This is a genomic window from Micromonospora sp. NPDC049114, assembly GCF_040648635.1.
In the GTDB taxonomy this organism is placed as follows: Bacteria; Actinomycetota; Actinomycetes; order Mycobacteriales; family Micromonosporaceae; genus Micromonospora.
In genome coordinates, this window is record NZ_JBEZEA010000010.1 from 81,562 (window position 1) to 97,846 (window position 16,285).

Sequence of the window (16,285 nt, forward strand, 5' to 3'; positions counted from 1 at the left end):
CAGGTCGATCGTCAGACGTCAATGACCTTGCGGCGCATCGGGGTGTGCGGAATGCCGTCCTCGACGTACTCCGGGCCGCTCACCGCGAAGCCGTGCCGGGCGTAGAAACCGACCAGGTGCGACTGGGCCTCCAGCACGCAGGGCCGGTTGCCGACGAGGTCCAGCGCCGCGGTCATCAGCCGCCCCGCCTGCCCGCCGCCGCGCGCCTTCGGGGCCACCACCACCCGACCGATCCGGGCGGCGCCGTCGGGGTCGGCGAGGATCCGCAGGTACGCCAGCGGCGCGTCGCCGTCGGTCAACCAGAGGTGGCGCGTGCCCGGCTCCACGTCGCGCCCGTCGAGTTCGGGGTAGGGGCAGTTCTGCTCGACCACGAACACGTCGATGCGCAGCTTGAGCAGGTCGTGGAAGGTGCGGGCGTCCAGGTCGGCGAAGGACGCCGCCCGGATCTCGGTGGTCTGCTGGGGCACCCACCGATCGTAGGCCGGGCCGGCTCACGCGGCGTCTCCGCGGGTCGGCGCGAGGTAGGTGGCGGCCACGGCGGTGAGCAGCAGCGCGCCGCCGAGGAGTACCGGCAGGGGGAGCGGCTCGTGCAGCAGCGCCACGGCCAGCGCCGCCGCCGTCAGCGGTTCGAGCAGGGTCAGGACGGCCGCGACGCTGCCGGCCGTCGTGCGCAGCCCGGCGTAGAACAGCGCGTACGCCACGGCGGTGGTGACGATGCCGAGGTGCAGCAGCAGCGCCAGGGTGTCGAGGCGTACGTCGACGGCGACGCCGGCGACAAGTGCCATCGGCGCCAGGGTCAGCGCGCCGACCACCGTGGAGATGGTGGTCAGTGTCATCGGTGCGGTGTGCTGCGACACCTGGCGGCTGATCAGGGTCGTCACCGCGTACCCGAGGCCGGACCCGGCGGCCGCGAGCAGGCCCAGCAGCGGGGCCGGCGCCGCCGTGGTGGGCTCGGCGGTGGCCCCGGTGATCAGGGCGAGCCCGGCCACGGCGGTGATCAGGGTGCCGAGGCGTGTCGGGCCGGGAAGCCGGCGGGCCCGCAGCGACTCCCAGGTCGCCGCGAGCACCGGCGCCAGGCCCAGGCTCACCACGGTGGCCACGCTGACCCCGGCGAGGGCCACGGCGGCGAAGTAGAGCGCCTGGTAGAGGCCGAGGCCGACGCCGGTGAGCAGCAGCGGTACGGGTGCCGCGCGCAGGGCGGCCAGGAGTGTGCGGAGCCGGCCGGCGCTGCACGCCAGCAGAACGAGCGCGGCGATCGCGAGACGGTGGAAGCCGATGCTCACCGGGCTGAGCCCGGTGCCCTCGCGCAGCAGTTGCACCGCCACACCTGTGGTGCCCCACAGGACTCCGGTGACGGTGATCTGGATCAGGCCGGTGCGGGCCTTCAGGGCGGCCGGTGCCGGGGTGACCGGCGGCGCGGTACGGGACGTGGACACGGTTGCGCTCCGTTGGGGTGACGTTGACGGGGACGACGTCGACGGAGCGCGTACGGCGAACTGACCGGCCGGGGTGGGTCACCCGGTCGGTGTGGGGCGCGGCGCTCCGCTCAGGAGCGCGGCGGGGGCAGGACGCCCAGCAGTGGCCGCATCGGGCGACCGTACCGCAGGGCGCGCGGTCAGGCGGGGCGGGCGCCGACGGCGTCGCGGATCTCGGCGCCCTCGGCGCCCTCGACCGCGCGGGCGCAGTGCCCGCAGCAGAAGAACCGGCCGTTGACCTCCACGCCGTGCCCGACGATCTTGACCTGGCAGTGTTCGCAGATGGGCGCCAGGCGGTGGACGGCGCACTCGAACGAGTCGAAGGTGTGCACGTCGCCGCTGACGGTGTGCACCTCGAACGCCATCCAGTAGTCGTTGCCGCAGACCTCGCAGGTTGCCACCGAAAAACCCCCCGTATCAGGACATGTGCCCTCAGAGTGCCCCAGGGTGGGGCGGTGGCGGGCGGGTTGCCGCCAGCTGGCCGGGTTGAGCGGCGTGTCGGCTCCGGCGTGTCGTCCGTTAGGTCCGATGAGCGCCGTGACCCCGGAGGATCGCCATGATCAAACGCAACAAGCTCTTCGGCAGCCAGACCCGGGTGACGTTCTGCCTCCCGCGGGACACCCCGCCCGGCCCGGTGAGCGTCGTGGGCTCCTTCAACGACTGGGAGCCCGGCCGGAACGAGTTGGTGGCCCGCCGCGACGGCACTCGGACGGTGACGGTGAAGCTCGGCCCGGGGGAGTACCGGTTCCGCTATCTCGCCAGCGGCGGGGTCTGGCTCGACGACGAGACGGCCGACGGCGTCGACGACCGCGGCAGCCTGCTGCGACTCTGAGGAGCGAAGTCGTCACCATCGATGTATTTATCGACCGCGCTCTTTACTGTTAATAAAGTTTAAATTACCTTGGGGGCACCTCACCGCACCTGGAGAAGGAGCTGCCCCCATGCGTCGAAGAATCACCGTCCCGCTGGTGGCGGCGGGCGCTGTCGCCGCCACCCTCACCGTCGCCGCGCCCGCCCAGGCGCACGGCTACGTCTCCGCCCCACCGAGCCGGCAGGCGCTCTGCGCGCAGGGCCGGGTGCCCGACTGCGGGCAGATCAAGTACGAGCCGCAGAGCGTCGAAGGGCCCAAGGGCCTCAAGAGCTGCAACGCCGGCATCGCCCAGTTCGCCGTCCTCAACGACGACAGCCGGGGCTGGCCGGCCACGTCGGTCGGCAGCTCGCTGACCTTCACCTGGGTCAACACCGCCCGGCACGCCACCAGCAACTGGGAGTACTGGATCGGCAACACCCGCGTCGGCGTGGTCAACGGCAACGGGCAGCAGCCGGGCGCGACGGTCTCGCACACCGTCAACCTGGGCGGCTTCTCCGGCCGGCAGAAGATCCTCGCGGTGTGGAACATCTCCGACACGGCGAACGCGTTCTACTCCTGCATCGACGTGCAGATCGGCGGCGGCGGGTCGACGCCCACCCCCACGCCGACGACCTCACCCACGCCACGGCCCACCACCAGCCCGACCACGGCGCCGACGACCCCGCCGACGACGCCGCCCGCGACGGGTGGCACCTGGACCGCCGGCCGGGCGTACCAGGTCGGCGACCAGGTCACCTACGGCGGCCTCACGTACCGCTGCCGGCAGGCCCACACGGCGATCCTCGGCTGGGAGCCGCCGAACGTGCCGGCCCTCTGGCAACAGGTCTGACCCGCACGGGTGCGGCCCCGGCCGCACCCGTGCCGCGCCGTCCCCGGATGATCGGAGCCCTCGGCATGCCCCGCGCAACCCTGCTGACCTGCCTGGTCGTCGCGTCGTTGCTCACCGCCTGCGCTGGGCCGTCGGAGCGTCCGTCAGCTTCCGCGACCCCGGCCGCATCGGCGGCGGTCGGGCCCGCGCCGGCCGGAGCTGAGCTGAGCGGCATCGACGTGGTGTTCCTGAGCACGATGGTCGGGCACACCGAACGCACGTTGCAGATCGTCCGGCTCGTCCGGGACCGGCTGCGCGACCAGTCGCTGCGCACCCTGGCCGCCGCCATCGAGGCGACCGAGGCCGACGAGCTGTCGGCCATGCGCGGTTGGCTGCCCACGAGCGGGCCGGGCGTGAGCGCGGCCGGTCACGACCATGCCGGGCACGGCGACGACACCGCGCTCGACCGGCTGCGGGCCGCGTCGGACGCCGACGTCGACCGGGTGCTGCGCGAGGTCCTCGCCGACCACCAGCGGGCCGCCGCCGACCTGGCCCGGGCCCAGGTCGGCGTCGGTCGCAACGAGCAGGTCCGCGACCTGGCCCGGCGGATCGACCAGTCCCGCAGCGCGGAGGTCGAACTTCTCAGGGGTACGCCCTGAACGCGCCCGTCAGCGCGGTTCCAGCCGGACCGAGATCGAGTTGACGCAGTGCCGGGTGTCCTTCGGGGTGAAGCCCTCGCCGTGGAACACGTGCCCGAGGTGGCTGTCGCAGCGGGCGCAGCGGATCTCCGTACGGGCCATGCCGAGGCTGCGGTCCTCGATCTCCTTGACCCGGCCCGGGATGGCGTCGTCGAAGCTCGGCCACCCGCAGTGCGAGTCGAACTTCGTGTCGCTGGAGAAGAGTTCGAGACCGCAGGCGCGACAGTGGTAGACCCCCTGGGTCTTGGTGTCCACGTACTCACCGACCCACGGGCGTTCGGTGCCGGCCTCCCGCAGGACGTGGAACTCCTCGGGGCTCAGGCGGACACGCCACTCGTCGTCGGTCTTGGGCAGGTTGTTGTCGTCAAGACTCACCAGTCAACGGTACGTCGAACGTCGGGGGCGTGGCATAAGGTCGCGTGATGGGTGGCACCAAGGCAGCGGTCGCCGAGGTCGAGGTGGCCGGGCGCAGCGTACGGCTGAGCAGTCCGGACCGCGTGATCTTCCCGCAGCGGGGGTTCACCAAGGCGGACGTCTTCCACTACTACCTGGCGGTCGGCGACGGCATCATGCGCGCCCTGCGGGACCGGCCCACCACGCTGCAACGCTTCCCCGAGGGCGTCGAGGGTGAGGCGTTCTTCCAGAAGCGGGTGCCCACCCGGGGCGTGCCGCCCTGGGTGACCACCGCCCAGATCACCTTCCCCAGCGGTCGCAGCGCGGCCGAACTCTGCCCGGCCGATCTGGCGCACGTGGCCTGGGCGGCACAGATGGGCACGATCGTCTTCCACCCGTGGCCGGTGCGCGCCGCCGACGTGGACCGCCCCGACGAGCTGCGCATCGACCTCGACCCGCAGCCCGGCACCGACTTCGCCGACGCGGCGCGGTCCGCCGGCGAGGTCCGTGCGCTCCTCGACGAGCTGGGCGCGACCGGCTGGCCGAAGACCTCCGGCGGCCGCGGCGTGCACGTCTACCTGCGCATCCAGCCCCGTTGGACGTTCACCGAGGTGCGTCGCGCCACGATCGCGCTGGCCCGGGAGGTGGAGCGCCGCAACCCCGACCTGGTGACCACCGCCTGGTGGAAGGAGGAGCGCGGCACCCGGGTCTTCGTCGACTACAACCAGATGGCCCGGGACCGGACGATCGCCTGCGCGTACTCGCTGCGGGCCAACGCCCGGGCGACCGTCTCCACCCCGGTCACCTGGGACGAGCTGCCCGACGTCGACCCGGACGACTTCGACCTGCGCAGCGTCCCGACCCGGCTCGCCGAGCAGGGCGACCCGCATGCCGGCATCGACGACGCCCCGTGGGACATCACGCCCCTGCTGGAGTGGGCCGAGCGCGACGCCGCCGCCGGCCAGGGCGACCTGCCGTACCCACCGGACCACCCCAAGATGCCCGGCGAACCCAAGCGCGTGCAGCCCAGCCGCGCCAAGCGCGAGACCACCTGACCCGCCCCTGCTCACGTCGGCGGTCGCCGCATTGCCGGTGGGTCCGTCGATGTTCCGGCGGTCGGAAGTGTCGTACACCCGTTCTAAAATTTGTGGGTGATCGATGAGTTGGCGCGGGCGGAGAGTGCGGTGGCGGCCTGCGCCGACGCTGCTGCCTGGGCCCTCTCCGAGCGTGACCTGATCGCGACGATCGATGCCACCCACCGGCTGCAGCAGCGTCTGGCGGCGGTGCAATTGGCGGCGGTTCGCGAGCTGGACGGCCGGGGTGTCGCGGTCGCGCAGGGTGCGTCCTCGACGGCGGTGTGGCTGCGCCAGCGCCTACGCCTCGACGTCGCCGTGGCCCGGCGGCTGGTCGGGCTCGCTGCCTCGCTCGACGTGGCCCCGCCCGGCGCGCGGGCCGCCCTGGCGGATGGGGTCGTCAGCGTCGAGCAGGCCCGGGTCATCGTCGACACCGCCGCCGCCGTGTCGGCCTCGGCGGGCGCCGAGGTCGTCGACAAGGCGGTCGGCGTGCTGGTGGAGTGGGCCGAGCAGTTCGAACCCACCCTGCTGCGCAAGATGGGCACTCGGATCCTCGACCACGTCGCCCCCGACCTCGCCGATGCTGCCGCCGCAGCGGCCTTGAAGGCCGAGGCCACCCGAGCCGCCCGCGACCGGCACGTCACCATCTCCGAGCAGGCCAGCGGCCGGCTGCGGCTCGCCGGCACGCTCGACGCGGAAGCCGCTGCCCTGCTGCGGGCCGCCATCGATCCTCTCTGCGCGCCCTCCGGGCCGGACGACAGCCGCAGCCCTGGGCAGCGCCGCCACGATGCCCTCGCCGACGTGTGCCGACTCGCCCTGCGTACCGGTGAGCTGCCCGAGCACGGCGGCGACCCCGCCCAGGTCGTCGTCACCACCAGTTACGACGGCCTGGCGCGGCAACTGGATGCCGGCGTCCTCGACATCGGTCCGCACCTCACCCCCGAGTCGGTGCGTCGGCTCGCCTGCGATGCCGCCATCCTGCCTACCGTGCTGGGCGGTGCCGGCCAGGTTCTCGACGTGGGCCGACAACGGCGTCTCATCTCCGGTCCGCTGCGTCGAGCCCTGGTCCTTCGGGACGGCGGCTGCACGTTCCCAGGCTGTGACCGACCACCCCGCTGGTGCGCCGCCCACCACATCCGCCACTGGGTCGACGGTGGCCCGACCAGCCTCGACAACGCCGTTCTGCTCTGCGGCCACCACCACCGACACGTCCACCAGAGCGACTGGGCCGTCCGCCTCGGCGGCGACGGCCACCCCGAGTTCGTACCGCCGGCCTGGCTCGACCCGGAGCAACTGCCGCGCCGCAACCACTACCACCGGCGAACGTAGGCGACCGGCACCCGGGTTCCTTCTCGCCGGCCAGCCACGCGGTTCAGAGCAGTTCGAGGATGATGCCGTTCTCGGATTCCTCGCCGCGTGGGCCGTGGTCGCGGATGATCTCGACGATCATGTCGAACAGCGTCTGTCCCTGGCCGCGTCGCGCGCCGCGGAGCCTGGCCTCGACGTCGGCGCGGTTCGACGGGTGGCAGGTGCGCAGGATCTGCTCCAGCCAGCGGACCGTCGCGTCCTGACCGAGTGCCGCCCGCGACGCGTCGGAGTTGAGCCACCTGAGCACCCACTGCGTCTCGGGGGTGCCGAAACCTCCGTGCAGGATGTCGTTGAAGGCGTCGAGGTTTCCGTTCCACGTCCCGTCCGGCAGCAGCCGCGAGAACTCGCGTACGAAGCCGGCGAAGTCGACGAACGAGGCGCCGTCGATGCTCAGCACGGGGAGGGCGTCGCTCTGGTTGGTCACGGTCCAAGTATGCGAGTCCCCGGCGGATTACGTTGACGCCGTACCGATTGACTTTCGATAGGTAACGAGCGAAACTCGATGCATGGCTGTTGAACGTCGAGCGGTAGCCGCTCTCAGAGTCTTTCTCGTGGTGCTGTTCGTGGTTCTGGTCGGCTTTCAGAGCTTCTCGTTGCCGGGGCAGTTCGCGCACATGGCCCAGGAGTCGCCGGAGCACGCGTACCTCCGGTGGCCGCTGACCGCCGTGACGGTGTTCTGGGTGCTGTGTGTCCAGGTGGTGATCGTCTGCACCTGGAAGTTGCTCAGCCTGGTCAAGGACGACCGCATCTTCACCGAGGCGTCCCTGAAGTGGGTCGACCTGATCGTGTGGGCCATCGGCGCGGGGTGGGTGGTGCTGGTGGGCGTCTTCCTCTACGTGGGCTTCAACGCGGACGACCCGGGCGGCCCGATCCTGCTGTTCCTGTTGACGATGGGCGTCACGGTGCTCGGGCTCCTCATGGTCGTGATGCGCGCGCTGCTGCGGCAGGCCACGACGCTGCGTACCGACATGGAAGCGGTGATCTGATGCCCATCATCGTCCGCATCGACGTCGAGTTGGCCAAGCGCAAGATGAGCGTCGGCGAGTTCGCCGAGCGCGTCGGGCTCACCCCGGCGAACGTGGCGGTCCTGAAGAACGGCCGCGCCAAGGCCGTCCGCTTCAGCACCCTGGAAGCGATGTGCCGAGTGCTCGACTGTCAGCCCGGAGACCTGCTCGAGTGGGTCGAGGAGGAAACCCCATGAGGTACGTCATCGCCGTTCTCGTCGTCGCCCTCGGCCTCGCCGCCGTCGTGTACGGAGGAGCCGACGACTCGCCGGGCCTCCAGCTCATCGGCGCCCTGCTCGTCGTGGGCGCGGTGCTGTTCGCGGTACGGACGGCCCGGCGCGGAACGTGACCACGCCTGCCGTACTCGTAATAACGATCATGTAACGGGCGCGAACCTTTCCCCGTAGGTGACCTGTCTTGAAGGTCGTCGGCCCGCCAGGGCCAGGGGAGGCGTCGGATGAAGCTGGTGTGGAGGCGGGCCCGCGAGGCGCGGGGTCTGCTGGTTGCCGCGGTGATCGCCGCCCTGGTGGCCGTAGCGTTGGTCACCGGTCTGTCCGACTACAACCGCCGGGCGGTGGACGCCGGGCAGCGGGCGCTGGTCGCCGCGTCGCCGGCCGAGGAACGCGGCCTGCTCATCAGCGGCGCCGGCGGCCGTGACGCCGCCGAGTTCGCCACCCGCGACCAGGCGGCACGGGCCCAGTTCGCCGCCGGGCTCGCCGGGGTCCCGGTCACCGTCGCCGGGGCCCGGTACGGCACCGGCCGGGAGTTGACCGGCGACCTCGGCTCGGTGCCGCGCACAGGCGACGAGCCGATCTTCGCGAACCTGGCCACCCTCGACGACCTGGCCGCGCACGCCGAACTGGCCAGCGGAGCGTGGCCGCGTCCCGGAGCGAAACCCGTCCAGGTGAGCCTGCCGGAACGGGTCGCCACGACACTCGGCCTCACCACCGGCGAGCGGATCCCGCTGCGGGACCGCTCCACCGAGAAGGCCAGCGAGGTGGTGCTCGCCGGGACCTGGCGGCCCCGCGACCCGGCCGAGGCGTACTGGCTGCTGGCCCCCGGCGTGGGTGTGGGCAGCGCCGGGTCGGCCACCTCGTACGGGCCGTTCGCGCTGGACCCGGCCGACTTCGCGACCGCCTTCCCGGGCTCGGTGACGGCGTCCTGGCTGGCCGAACCGGACCTCGGCGGCGTCGACGCCGGTGACCTGCCCGCGGTGCGGGCCGCCGTGAACGCGGCCTCGACGGCGGTGCCGGAGGCCGCCCAACTGGGCAGCTCGGCGCAGTCGCTGACGAAGATGGACCAACTGCTCGACCGGATCGCCCGCGCCGACCTGGTGGGACGCTCCGCGCTGGCCACTCCGCTGCTGCTCATCCTGGTGCTCGGCGGGTACGCGCTGGTGCTGGTCGCCGCCCTGCTGCACGAGGACCGCCGTCCACAGACCGCACTGCTGCGCGCCCGGGGCGCTGCTCGGCGCCAACTCGCGGGCCTGGCCGCTCGTGAGGCAACCCTCGTGGTGGCGCCGGCCGCCCTGCTCGGGCCGGTGCTCGCCGGGGAGGCGCTGCGGTTCGTCCGGCCCGGCGGGGCGGCGGAACTGTCCGCCGCCGGCGGCAACGCCACCCTGGTCTGGGCAGTTGCCGCGGCGACCGCCGCCGGATGCCTGGTGGCCATGGTCGCGCCGACGCTGCGCGGGGCCGGCACGTACGTGGCCGACATGGCCGCCCGGTCCCGGCCGAACCGGTCGGCGAGCATCCAGCGGGCCAGCGTCGACCTGGTGCTTGTCGCACTCGCCGTGCTCGCCTGGGTGCAACTGCGCCGGTACGCCTCACCGCTGGCCGGCTCGAACGGCCGTCTCGGGCTCGACCCGCTGCTGGTGGCCGCCCCGACCCTCGGTGTGCTGGCCGGGGCCGTGCTGGCGCTGCGGGTGCTCCCGCCGCTGACCCGGTTCGCCGAGCGGTTCGTCGACCGACGGCCGTGGACGGCCACCATGTTCGGCATGTGGCAGGCCGGCAGGCGTCCGCACGCCGGGCCCGTGCTGCTGCTCGCCCTCGCCGTCGGCGGGAGCACCCTGGCCTGGTCGCTGGTCAGCACGGGCGAGCGGTCCCAGGTCGAGCAGGCCGGCCACACGGTCGGCGCCGACCTGCGGGTCACCGAGCGGGCCGGCTCCGCCCCGCCGTCCCGGGCCGGTCAGCTCGCCGCGCTGCCGGGCGTGCACCGGGCGGTGCCGGCGTGGCGCGACGAGGTACGGGTCGGTCGCGGGGACCTGCCCGTGACCGTGATCGGGTTCGACCCGGCCAGCGCGGCCGGTGTCGTCCGGCTCGCCGACCGGCTCAGCGACGAGCCGGTGTCGACGCAGTACCAACGGATGGTCGCCGCGCGTGGCAACCCCGCCGGCGTCGAACTGCCCGTCGGCACCCGTGCGATCACCGGCACGGCTCGCACCCCCGTCGGCCAGGCCGTCCGGCCACAGCAGATCGCGGTGGCGCTGCTGGTCACCAGCAGCGACGGGCTCGCCTTCCGGCTGCCGGCGGTCAGCGCCACCAGCGACGGACGGCCTGCGCCGTTCACCGTGCAGTTGCCCGACGTGGGCCCGGCGCGGCTGCGGCTCGCCGGCTTCGAGGCCGACGGCGGGGCGGCGGCCGGGAACTCGTACCAGCTCCAGGTGGAGTGGCTGACGCTCGTCGGCGCGGACGGCACCACGCGACCCGCCGAACTGACCGGGCAATGGAACACGACGACCGGCCGCCAGGACGGCAACCAGGCGCCCGCCGTGGCACGGTCCACCGCGACGGGGGTCGCCGCGAGCTTCCCGGTGGAGGTGATCCCCGGCGGGCAGTTCGCCTACCAACCGCCCACCCGGTTCGCCATCGTGCCCGCCGGAGACATCGCACCCGTTCCGGTGCTGATGACCGCCGGGGTACGCGACGCGTTGAGCCTGCGCACCGGCGACACCTTCACCCTGACCCTCTCCGGCGCGTCCGTGCCGGCCCGACTGCTCGGCGAACTGGACTCCGTGCCGACCACCACCGGCGAGGGCGTGCTGCTCGACCTGCCCACGGCGGTCGACGCGCTGATCCGCTCCGGCGGGACCATCCGGCCGGTGCCGGAATGGTGGATCGGCGCCGACGACCCGGCCGCCGCGGCCCGCGCCACAGGTGAGTTGACAGGCGTCACAGTCCTCGACCGGCGAGCCGTGATCGAGGCCGCCGCCGACGACCCGTACTGGCGTGGGTCGCGTACGGGGATGCTCGCCGCGGCACTCGGGGCGGTGCTGCTCGCCCTGGTCGGCCTCATGGTCGACGTGTGGGCCACGGCCCGACGTCGACTGGGCGAGTTCGCGGTGCTGCACACCCTCGGCGCGACACCCCGGCTGCTGGCCCGGGCGTTGCTGGCCGAACAGACCTTCCTGGCCGGCATCGGCGTCGGGGTCGGGCTGCTGCTCGGCGCCACCGTCGGGGCCACCATGGCTCCACTGGTCATCCTCACCCCGGCCGCCGGCCGGCCGGTGCCCCCGGCGGCCTTCGCGCTGCCCTGGGTGCCCATCGGCCTGACCGCGGTCGGCCTGCTGCTGGCGGCGCTCGCCTTCAGCGCGTTCATCGCCGCCGGCATCCGTCAGCGGGTGGCGGCGGTGCAGCTGCGAATCGGGGGAGAACGATGAGCGTCGGCGCGGCCGCCCGCCGGGTCCGGGCGTACGGCGGGCAGTTCCTGCTTCTGGCAGTGCTGACCCTGGTGGTCACCCTGCTGGTCAGCGGAGTGCCCCGACTCGTCAACCGGCTCGCCGAACAGGGGTTGCGGGCGCAGCTCACCAATGAGCCCGCCGCCCGCCGGGACCTCTCGTACACGTCGAACTCCGCCATTCCCACGACGAAGACGGCGATGGCGGAGTCGCAGGAGAAATTCGACGGCCTGCTCGCGGCGATGCCGCCGCGGGTGCGCTCGGCCGTCACCGAGTCGTGGCACCGGGTGGACCTCCCCCCGACCCGCCTGGTCGGGCCGGACCTCGCGGCCCGCAAACTGCTTGTCGACCTGGGTCTGCGGGCCATGCCCGGGATTCAGGACGCCGGCGTCCTCGTCGAGGGCACCTGGCCCAGTGAGACGTACGTCCCGGACCGGCCGATCGAGGTCGCGCTGGACGCCGACGTGGCCCGCAAGCTCAACCTGCGCGCCGGCAGCCGGTTGCGCATCGGCACCGTCGATCTCGCGGGTACCTTCGGCGACCCGAAACCGGTGGTGGTGTCGGGGCTGTTCCGGCCCATCGACCGCGCGGACGGGATGTGGGACGGGCTGCCGCAGCTGCTGCGAATCATTGAACCGCAAGGCGACGGCCAGCCGTTCACCATCACCGGCGTGATCGCCCAGTCCGCCATGAACAAGCGAGCCACGGAGGGCTGGCCGATCCAGTCCGAGTGGCGGTACCGACTGGGCGTCGACCGGATCGACGCACGCGGTCTGGACGAGATGATCGGCGGCCTGCAGGAGATGCAGCGCAACGTTCCGCCGGGCTTCGCGTTGACCATCGGCGTCGACGTTCCGCTGCGGGCGTTCGCCGCCCAGCTGAACGCCGCCCGTACCCTGCTCGCCGTCATCGGCGCCGGCGTGCTGGCCACCCTGGCCGGTCTGATCGTGCTCGCGGCCATCCTGGCCACCCGTCGGCGCCGCTCGGAGTTCGCGTTGATCCGGGCCCGTGGTGGCGCCGCCACCGCAGGCGCCCGTCGCAGTCTGGCCGAGTCACTGCTGGTGGTGCCGGTCGCCGCAGTGGCCGGCTGGTTGCTCGGCACCCTGTTCCCCGGCGCTCCGGATCCGACCGCCCGGTACGCCGCGGCGGCGACCGTGCTGGTCACCCTGGCGCTGCCGCTGGCGACACTGGCCGTGCAGGGTGGCGGTGCCGCTCGCCGGGACCTGGTCCGGGTGCGCCCGTCGGCCCGCCGGCTCACCGTCGAGGTCTCCCTGCTGCTGCTGGCCGGGCTCGCCGCGGTGCTGCTGCGCCGACGCGGGCTCACCCTCGGCGAGGTGGACCCGCTGCTGGTGTCCGTGCCGGTGCTGCTCGCGGTCGCCGCGGCGGTGCTCGCGCTGCGCGCGTACCCGTGGCCGTTGCGGTTGGTCAGCCGGCTGGCCGCGCGGACGCGCGGCAGCGTGACATTCCTCGGCACCGCGCGGGCCGGGCGATCCGCCGTCGCCGCGCCACTGGTCGTCGTGGTGCTGGCGATCGGCACCGCGGCGTTCTGCGCGGTGGTCGCCGCAGGCGTCGACGCCAGCCGCGACCGGGCCGTGGAGCGGACCGTTCCCGCCGACGCGGTGATCCGGGGGGAACGCTTCGCCCCGGACACGGTCGAGGCGTTGGCCGGTCTGCCCGGCGTGCAGGCAGCCACCCCGGTCCTGATCGAGCCGGACGAGCGGCTGGCCACCGACGAGGTGGGCACCGACGCGCGGGTCGGACAGACGACGGTGCTGCTGATCGACGGTCCCGGACTGGCCCGGGTGGCCGGCGACGCGGAGGTCGACGTGACGGTCCCTGACGCGTTGCGCTCCGCCCGGGCCGAACCGGGACCGCTGCCCGCGATCGTGTCCCCGGCCGTCGCCGCCGACCTGTCGCGGGCGGGCCTGGACCGCTCGGCGTTCGTGTCGGTGCAGGGGCAGCGGTACGAGTTCCGGGTCGCCGGCGCGCAGGACAGCTTCCCGCTGTTGGCGCAGAGCACCAGCCGGTTCGTCATCCTGCCCTGGCAGGCGCTGCCGCCGCGGAACACCACGCCCGTGCCGACCAGCCTGCTCGTCGCCGGGGACCGGCTCGATGTGGAGGCGCTCCGGCAGGCCGGTGACCAGGGCCAGCTGCGCTACCAGCAGCAGGGTGCGGTCACCGGCCGGGAACGGCCGCTCGGAGTCACCGTCGACACCCGAGCGGCCGCACGACGGGACCTCGGTGACGGTGGCGCGAACGGCGTGCTGGCCTTCGGGTTCGTGGCGGGCGCCGCCGGCGGCACCGTGCTCGGACTGCTGGCCATCGCGTTCACCGTGCTGGCCGGCGCGCGGGCCCGGGGGCAGGTGCTGTCCCGGCTGCGCACCCTCGGCCTGTCCCGCCGGCAGTGGCGGGGGCTGCTGCTGGTCGAGCTGGCACCGCTGGTCGGCGTGTCGGTGCTGACCGGCGCGCTGGTCGGCGCGGTGCTCCCGCTGGTGCTCAATCCGGTGCTCGGCCTGTCCGCGTTCACCGGCGGAGTGCCGGTCCGGGTGGCGTTCGAACCCGGCCTGGTCGTCGCGGTGTTCGCACTCGGGGCGGTCGCCCTCGGCTTCGCGGTCGCCGTCGAGGCCCTGAACAACCGCCGGCTGCGCCTCGGTGAGGTGCTCCGGCTCGGAGAGGAGAGCTGAGATGACCGTTACCGAACAGACGTCACTGGTGCCCGACCTGGCCGCCCTGCAACAGAGGGCCGCGCAACGCGCTGCCGAGCGGGCCGGCGGGCAGGACCGACTGCGCGGACACATCGTCTGCGACGGGCTGGTGCGCATCTTCAAGACCGAGGGGGTGGAGGTCGTCGCCCTGCAGGGTCTGGACCTGGTCATCGACCGGGGTGAGCTGGTGGCGATCGTCGGCGCGTCCGGCTCGGGCAAGTCGACCCTGCTCAACATTCTCTCCGGTCTGGACACGCCGACCGCCGGCATCGCCCGGGTGGCCGACTACGACCTGCTCTCGCTGTCGGCCAAGCGGCGGCTGAGCTACCGGCGCGAGCTGGTCGGGTTCGTCTGGCAGCAGACGGGTCGCAACCTGCTGCCGTACCTGACCGCGCTGGAGAATGTCGAGTTGCCGATGCAGTTGGCCGGCAAGCGGGGCGCCAAGGCCCGCCGGGAACGGGCCCGGGAGCTGCTCGACATGGTCGGCGTGGGCTACTGCGCGGACCGCCGGCCGGGCCAGCTCAGCGGCGGCGAGCAGCAGCGGTGCGCGGTGGCGGTGGCCGTGGCCAACGACCCGGAGGTGCTCTTCGCCGACGAGCCGACCGGTGAACTGGACGAGGCCACCGGCGCGGAGGTCTTCGCGGCGCTGCGCACCATCAACGCCGAACTGGGCGTGACCATCGTCGTCGTCACCCACGACCACGCCGTGGCCACCCAGGTCCGCCGGACCGTCGCGATCCGCGACGGCCGAACCGCCTCCGAGGTACGCCGGACCGCGCGCGTCGGCGCGGACGGCAACACCGAACTGGTCAGCGAGGAGTACGCGGTGCTGGACCGCAACGGCCGGATGCAGCTGCCGGCCGCGTTCGTCGACGCGCTGTCGCTGAAAGAGCGGGTCCGGCTCGATCTGGAGCCCGACCACGTGCAGGTACGGCCCGGTGACCGGGCCTCGGACGAGCGGGAGGCACGGGCGTGAGCCCTCAGGACATGGTGGTGGCCGGAACGGCCGGGTTCAGCGGCAGCTCCGCAACGCCAGCGGACGAGGTGGTGCGGGTCAGCGGCGTGAGCCGGACCTTCGGTCGCGGTGAGCACGCCGTGCAGGCGGTACGCGATGTCTCGTTCAGCGCCAACCGCGGTGAGCTGGTCGCCATCCGGGGTCGCTCCGGCGCTGGCAAGACCACGTTGCTCAACATCATCGGCGGACTGGACCGGCCGGACAGCGGTCAGGTCATGGTGGCCGGGCACGACGTGACCTCGGCCGGGGAGGCCGAGCTGCTGCGGCTGCGCCGGGGCACCGTCGGTTTCGTCTTCCAGACCTTCGGGCTGGTGCCGATCCTCTCCGCCGCCGAGAACGTGGGCGTGCCGTTGCGGCTGGCGCAGGTGCCGGCCGCGGAGCGGGAGCAGCGCGTGGCGGTGCTGCTGGAGCTGGTGGGGCTGGGCGGGCACGCGGCGCAGCGCCCGTACGAGCTGTCCGGCGGGCAGCAGCAGCGCGTGGCGGTCGCCCGCGCGCTCGCCAACGAGCCGGACCTGCTCATCGCCGACGAACCCACTGGACAGCTGGACTCGGAGACCGGCCGCTCCATCATGGACCTGCTGCGCGCGGTGGTGCACGCCCGTGGCATGACGGCCCTGGTGGCCACACACGACCCGGCCCTGATCGACCTCGCGGACCGGGTGCTCGTCATGCGCGACGGCCGCCTGGTCGACGGCTGACCGCCGCCCTCGGCCGTGGTCCTGGTCCGTGGTCCGTGTGTCCTGGTCGGTGGTCGGTGGTCGGTGGTCGGTGATCGGCGGTCGGCGGTCCGTGGTCTTCGGTCGGTGGGCGGTGATCTGCGGTCAGCGGTCTGCGGTCAGCGGTCACAGGCTGCGGGGCGCGGGCGGCGCGGGCTTGGTCAGAGCCAACCGGCTGTGGTCTGTTCGCATCCTGTCGAGCTGCCCCAGATATGGACCATCCGGCCGACGCGGCCGGGTATCGGGGTGAGCGCGCTGGCCGTTCGAGCTGCCCCGGATGTGGACCGTCGGGCCGACGTGGCTGGGTATCGGGGTGAGCGCGCTGGCCGTTCGAGCTGCCCCGGATGTGGACCGTCGGGCCGGCGTGGCTGGGTATCGGGGTCGGCGCGTCGGCCGTTCGAGCTGCCCCGGATGTGGACCGTCGGGCCGGCGTGGCTGGGTATCGGGGTCGGCGCGTCGGCCGTTCGAGCTGCCCCGGATGTGGAC

17 protein-coding genes are annotated in these 16,285 nt (G+C 73.2%); 12 read left to right on the forward strand and 5 right to left on the reverse strand.

The genetic code is table 11. The features are described from left to right. Positions 1 to 11: 11 nt before the first annotated feature. From AB0B39_RS24930 to AB0B39_RS24940, 3 genes are all read right to left on the reverse strand, one after another. Entirely contained in the window at positions 12 to 467 is a 456-nt protein-coding gene (locus AB0B39_RS24930) for a GNAT family N-acetyltransferase (RefSeq protein WP_357498558.1), read from the reverse strand. 24 nt (positions 468 to 491) lie between these two features. Next, positions 492 to 1,436: a DMT family transporter gene (locus tag AB0B39_RS24935; protein ID WP_357575529.1), complete on the reverse strand. Its 945-nt coding sequence runs from the start codon at positions 1,434 to 1,436 to the stop codon at positions 492 to 494. 179 nt (positions 1,437 to 1,615) lie between these two features. Then, the gene (locus AB0B39_RS24940; RefSeq protein WP_357575530.1) at positions 1,616 to 1,876 is read right to left on the reverse strand and encodes a Prokaryotic metallothionein; all 261 of its coding nucleotides are present in this window, start codon (positions 1,874 to 1,876) and stop codon (positions 1,616 to 1,618) included. A gap of 155 nt (positions 1,877 to 2,031) precedes the next feature. On the opposite strand from AB0B39_RS24940, the gene AB0B39_RS24945 reads away from it, so the two are divergent. The 3 genes from AB0B39_RS24945 (at position 2,032) to AB0B39_RS24955 (ending at position 3,813) form a co-directional block, all read left to right on the forward strand. Then, entirely contained in the window at positions 2,032 to 2,307 is a 276-nt protein-coding gene (locus AB0B39_RS24945) for an isoamylase early set domain-containing protein (protein WP_357575531.1), read from the forward strand. Between the two features lie 109 nt (positions 2,308 to 2,416). Then, positions 2,417 to 3,175 carry a lytic polysaccharide monooxygenase gene (locus tag AB0B39_RS24950; protein WP_357498565.1) on the forward strand — a complete coding sequence of 253 codons (759 nt, stop codon included), beginning with the start codon at positions 2,417 to 2,419 and terminating at the stop codon, positions 3,173 to 3,175. A gap of 65 nt (positions 3,176 to 3,240) precedes the next feature. Further along, the gene (locus AB0B39_RS24955) at positions 3,241 to 3,813 is read left to right on the forward strand and encodes a DUF305 domain-containing protein (protein ID WP_357575532.1); all 573 of its coding nucleotides are present in this window, start codon (positions 3,241 to 3,243) and stop codon (positions 3,811 to 3,813) included. Between the two features lie 9 nt (positions 3,814 to 3,822). Here AB0B39_RS24955 and msrB read toward each other — a convergent pair whose 3' ends face one another. After that, entirely contained in the window at positions 3,823 to 4,227 is a 405-nt protein-coding gene (msrB, locus tag AB0B39_RS24960) for a peptide-methionine (R)-S-oxide reductase MsrB (RefSeq protein ID WP_357575533.1), read from the reverse strand. Positions 4,228 to 4,274: 47 nt separating this feature from the next. Here msrB and ligD point away from each other — a divergent pair, with 47 nt between their 5' ends. After that, positions 4,275 to 5,300 carry a non-homologous end-joining DNA ligase gene (ligD, locus tag AB0B39_RS24965; protein WP_357575534.1) on the forward strand — a complete coding sequence of 342 codons (1,026 nt, stop codon included), beginning with the start codon at positions 4,275 to 4,277 and terminating at the stop codon, positions 5,298 to 5,300. Positions 5,301 to 5,396: 96 nt separating this feature from the next. After that, positions 5,397 to 6,647, forward strand: a complete 1,251-nt coding sequence (locus AB0B39_RS24970) for a DUF222 domain-containing protein (protein ID WP_357575535.1) — start codon at positions 5,397 to 5,399, stop codon at positions 6,645 to 6,647. A 43-nt stretch (positions 6,648 to 6,690) separates the two neighbouring features. Here the strand turns inward: AB0B39_RS24970 and AB0B39_RS24975 are convergent, their stop codons facing one another. After that, the gene (locus tag AB0B39_RS24975; protein ID WP_357575536.1) at positions 6,691 to 7,110 is read right to left on the reverse strand and encodes a barstar family protein; all 420 of its coding nucleotides are present in this window, start codon (positions 7,108 to 7,110) and stop codon (positions 6,691 to 6,693) included. Positions 7,111 to 7,192: 82 nt separating this feature from the next. On the opposite strand from AB0B39_RS24975, the gene AB0B39_RS24980 reads away from it, so the two are divergent. The 7 genes from AB0B39_RS24980 (at position 7,193) to AB0B39_RS25010 (ending at position 15,781) form a co-directional block, all read left to right on the forward strand. Next, entirely contained in the window at positions 7,193 to 7,672 is a 480-nt protein-coding gene (locus AB0B39_RS24980; RefSeq protein ID WP_357498579.1) for a DUF2975 domain-containing protein, read from the forward strand. Next, entirely contained in the window at positions 7,672 to 7,887 is a 216-nt protein-coding gene (locus tag AB0B39_RS24985; protein ID WP_007457017.1) for a helix-turn-helix transcriptional regulator, read from the forward strand. The genes AB0B39_RS24980 and AB0B39_RS24985 overlap by 1 nt, the downstream gene beginning before the upstream one ends. Then, entirely contained in the window at positions 7,884 to 8,039 is a 156-nt protein-coding gene (locus AB0B39_RS24990; RefSeq protein WP_357575537.1) for a hypothetical protein, read from the forward strand. Before AB0B39_RS24985 ends, AB0B39_RS24990 begins: the two co-directional genes overlap by 4 nt. Positions 8,040 to 8,147: 108 nt before the next feature. Continuing rightward, positions 8,148 to 11,345, forward strand: coding sequence for an ABC transporter permease (locus AB0B39_RS24995; protein ID WP_357575538.1), 3,198 nt, complete (start codon positions 8,148 to 8,150; stop codon positions 11,343 to 11,345). Next, positions 11,342 to 14,047, forward strand: coding sequence for an FtsX-like permease family protein (locus AB0B39_RS25000; protein WP_357575539.1), 2,706 nt, complete (start codon positions 11,342 to 11,344; stop codon positions 14,045 to 14,047). The genes AB0B39_RS24995 and AB0B39_RS25000 overlap by 4 nt, the downstream gene beginning before the upstream one ends. Before the next feature lies 1 nt (position 14,048). Continuing rightward, positions 14,049 to 15,044: an ABC transporter ATP-binding protein gene (locus AB0B39_RS25005; RefSeq protein WP_234588998.1), complete on the forward strand. Its 996-nt coding sequence runs from the start codon at positions 14,049 to 14,051 to the stop codon at positions 15,042 to 15,044. Positions 15,045 to 15,055: 11 nt separating this feature from the next. Then, positions 15,056 to 15,781 carry an ABC transporter ATP-binding protein gene (locus AB0B39_RS25010; RefSeq protein ID WP_357575594.1) on the forward strand — a complete coding sequence of 242 codons (726 nt, stop codon included), beginning with the start codon at positions 15,056 to 15,058 and terminating at the stop codon, positions 15,779 to 15,781. Positions 15,782 to 16,285 lie beyond the last annotated feature (504 nt).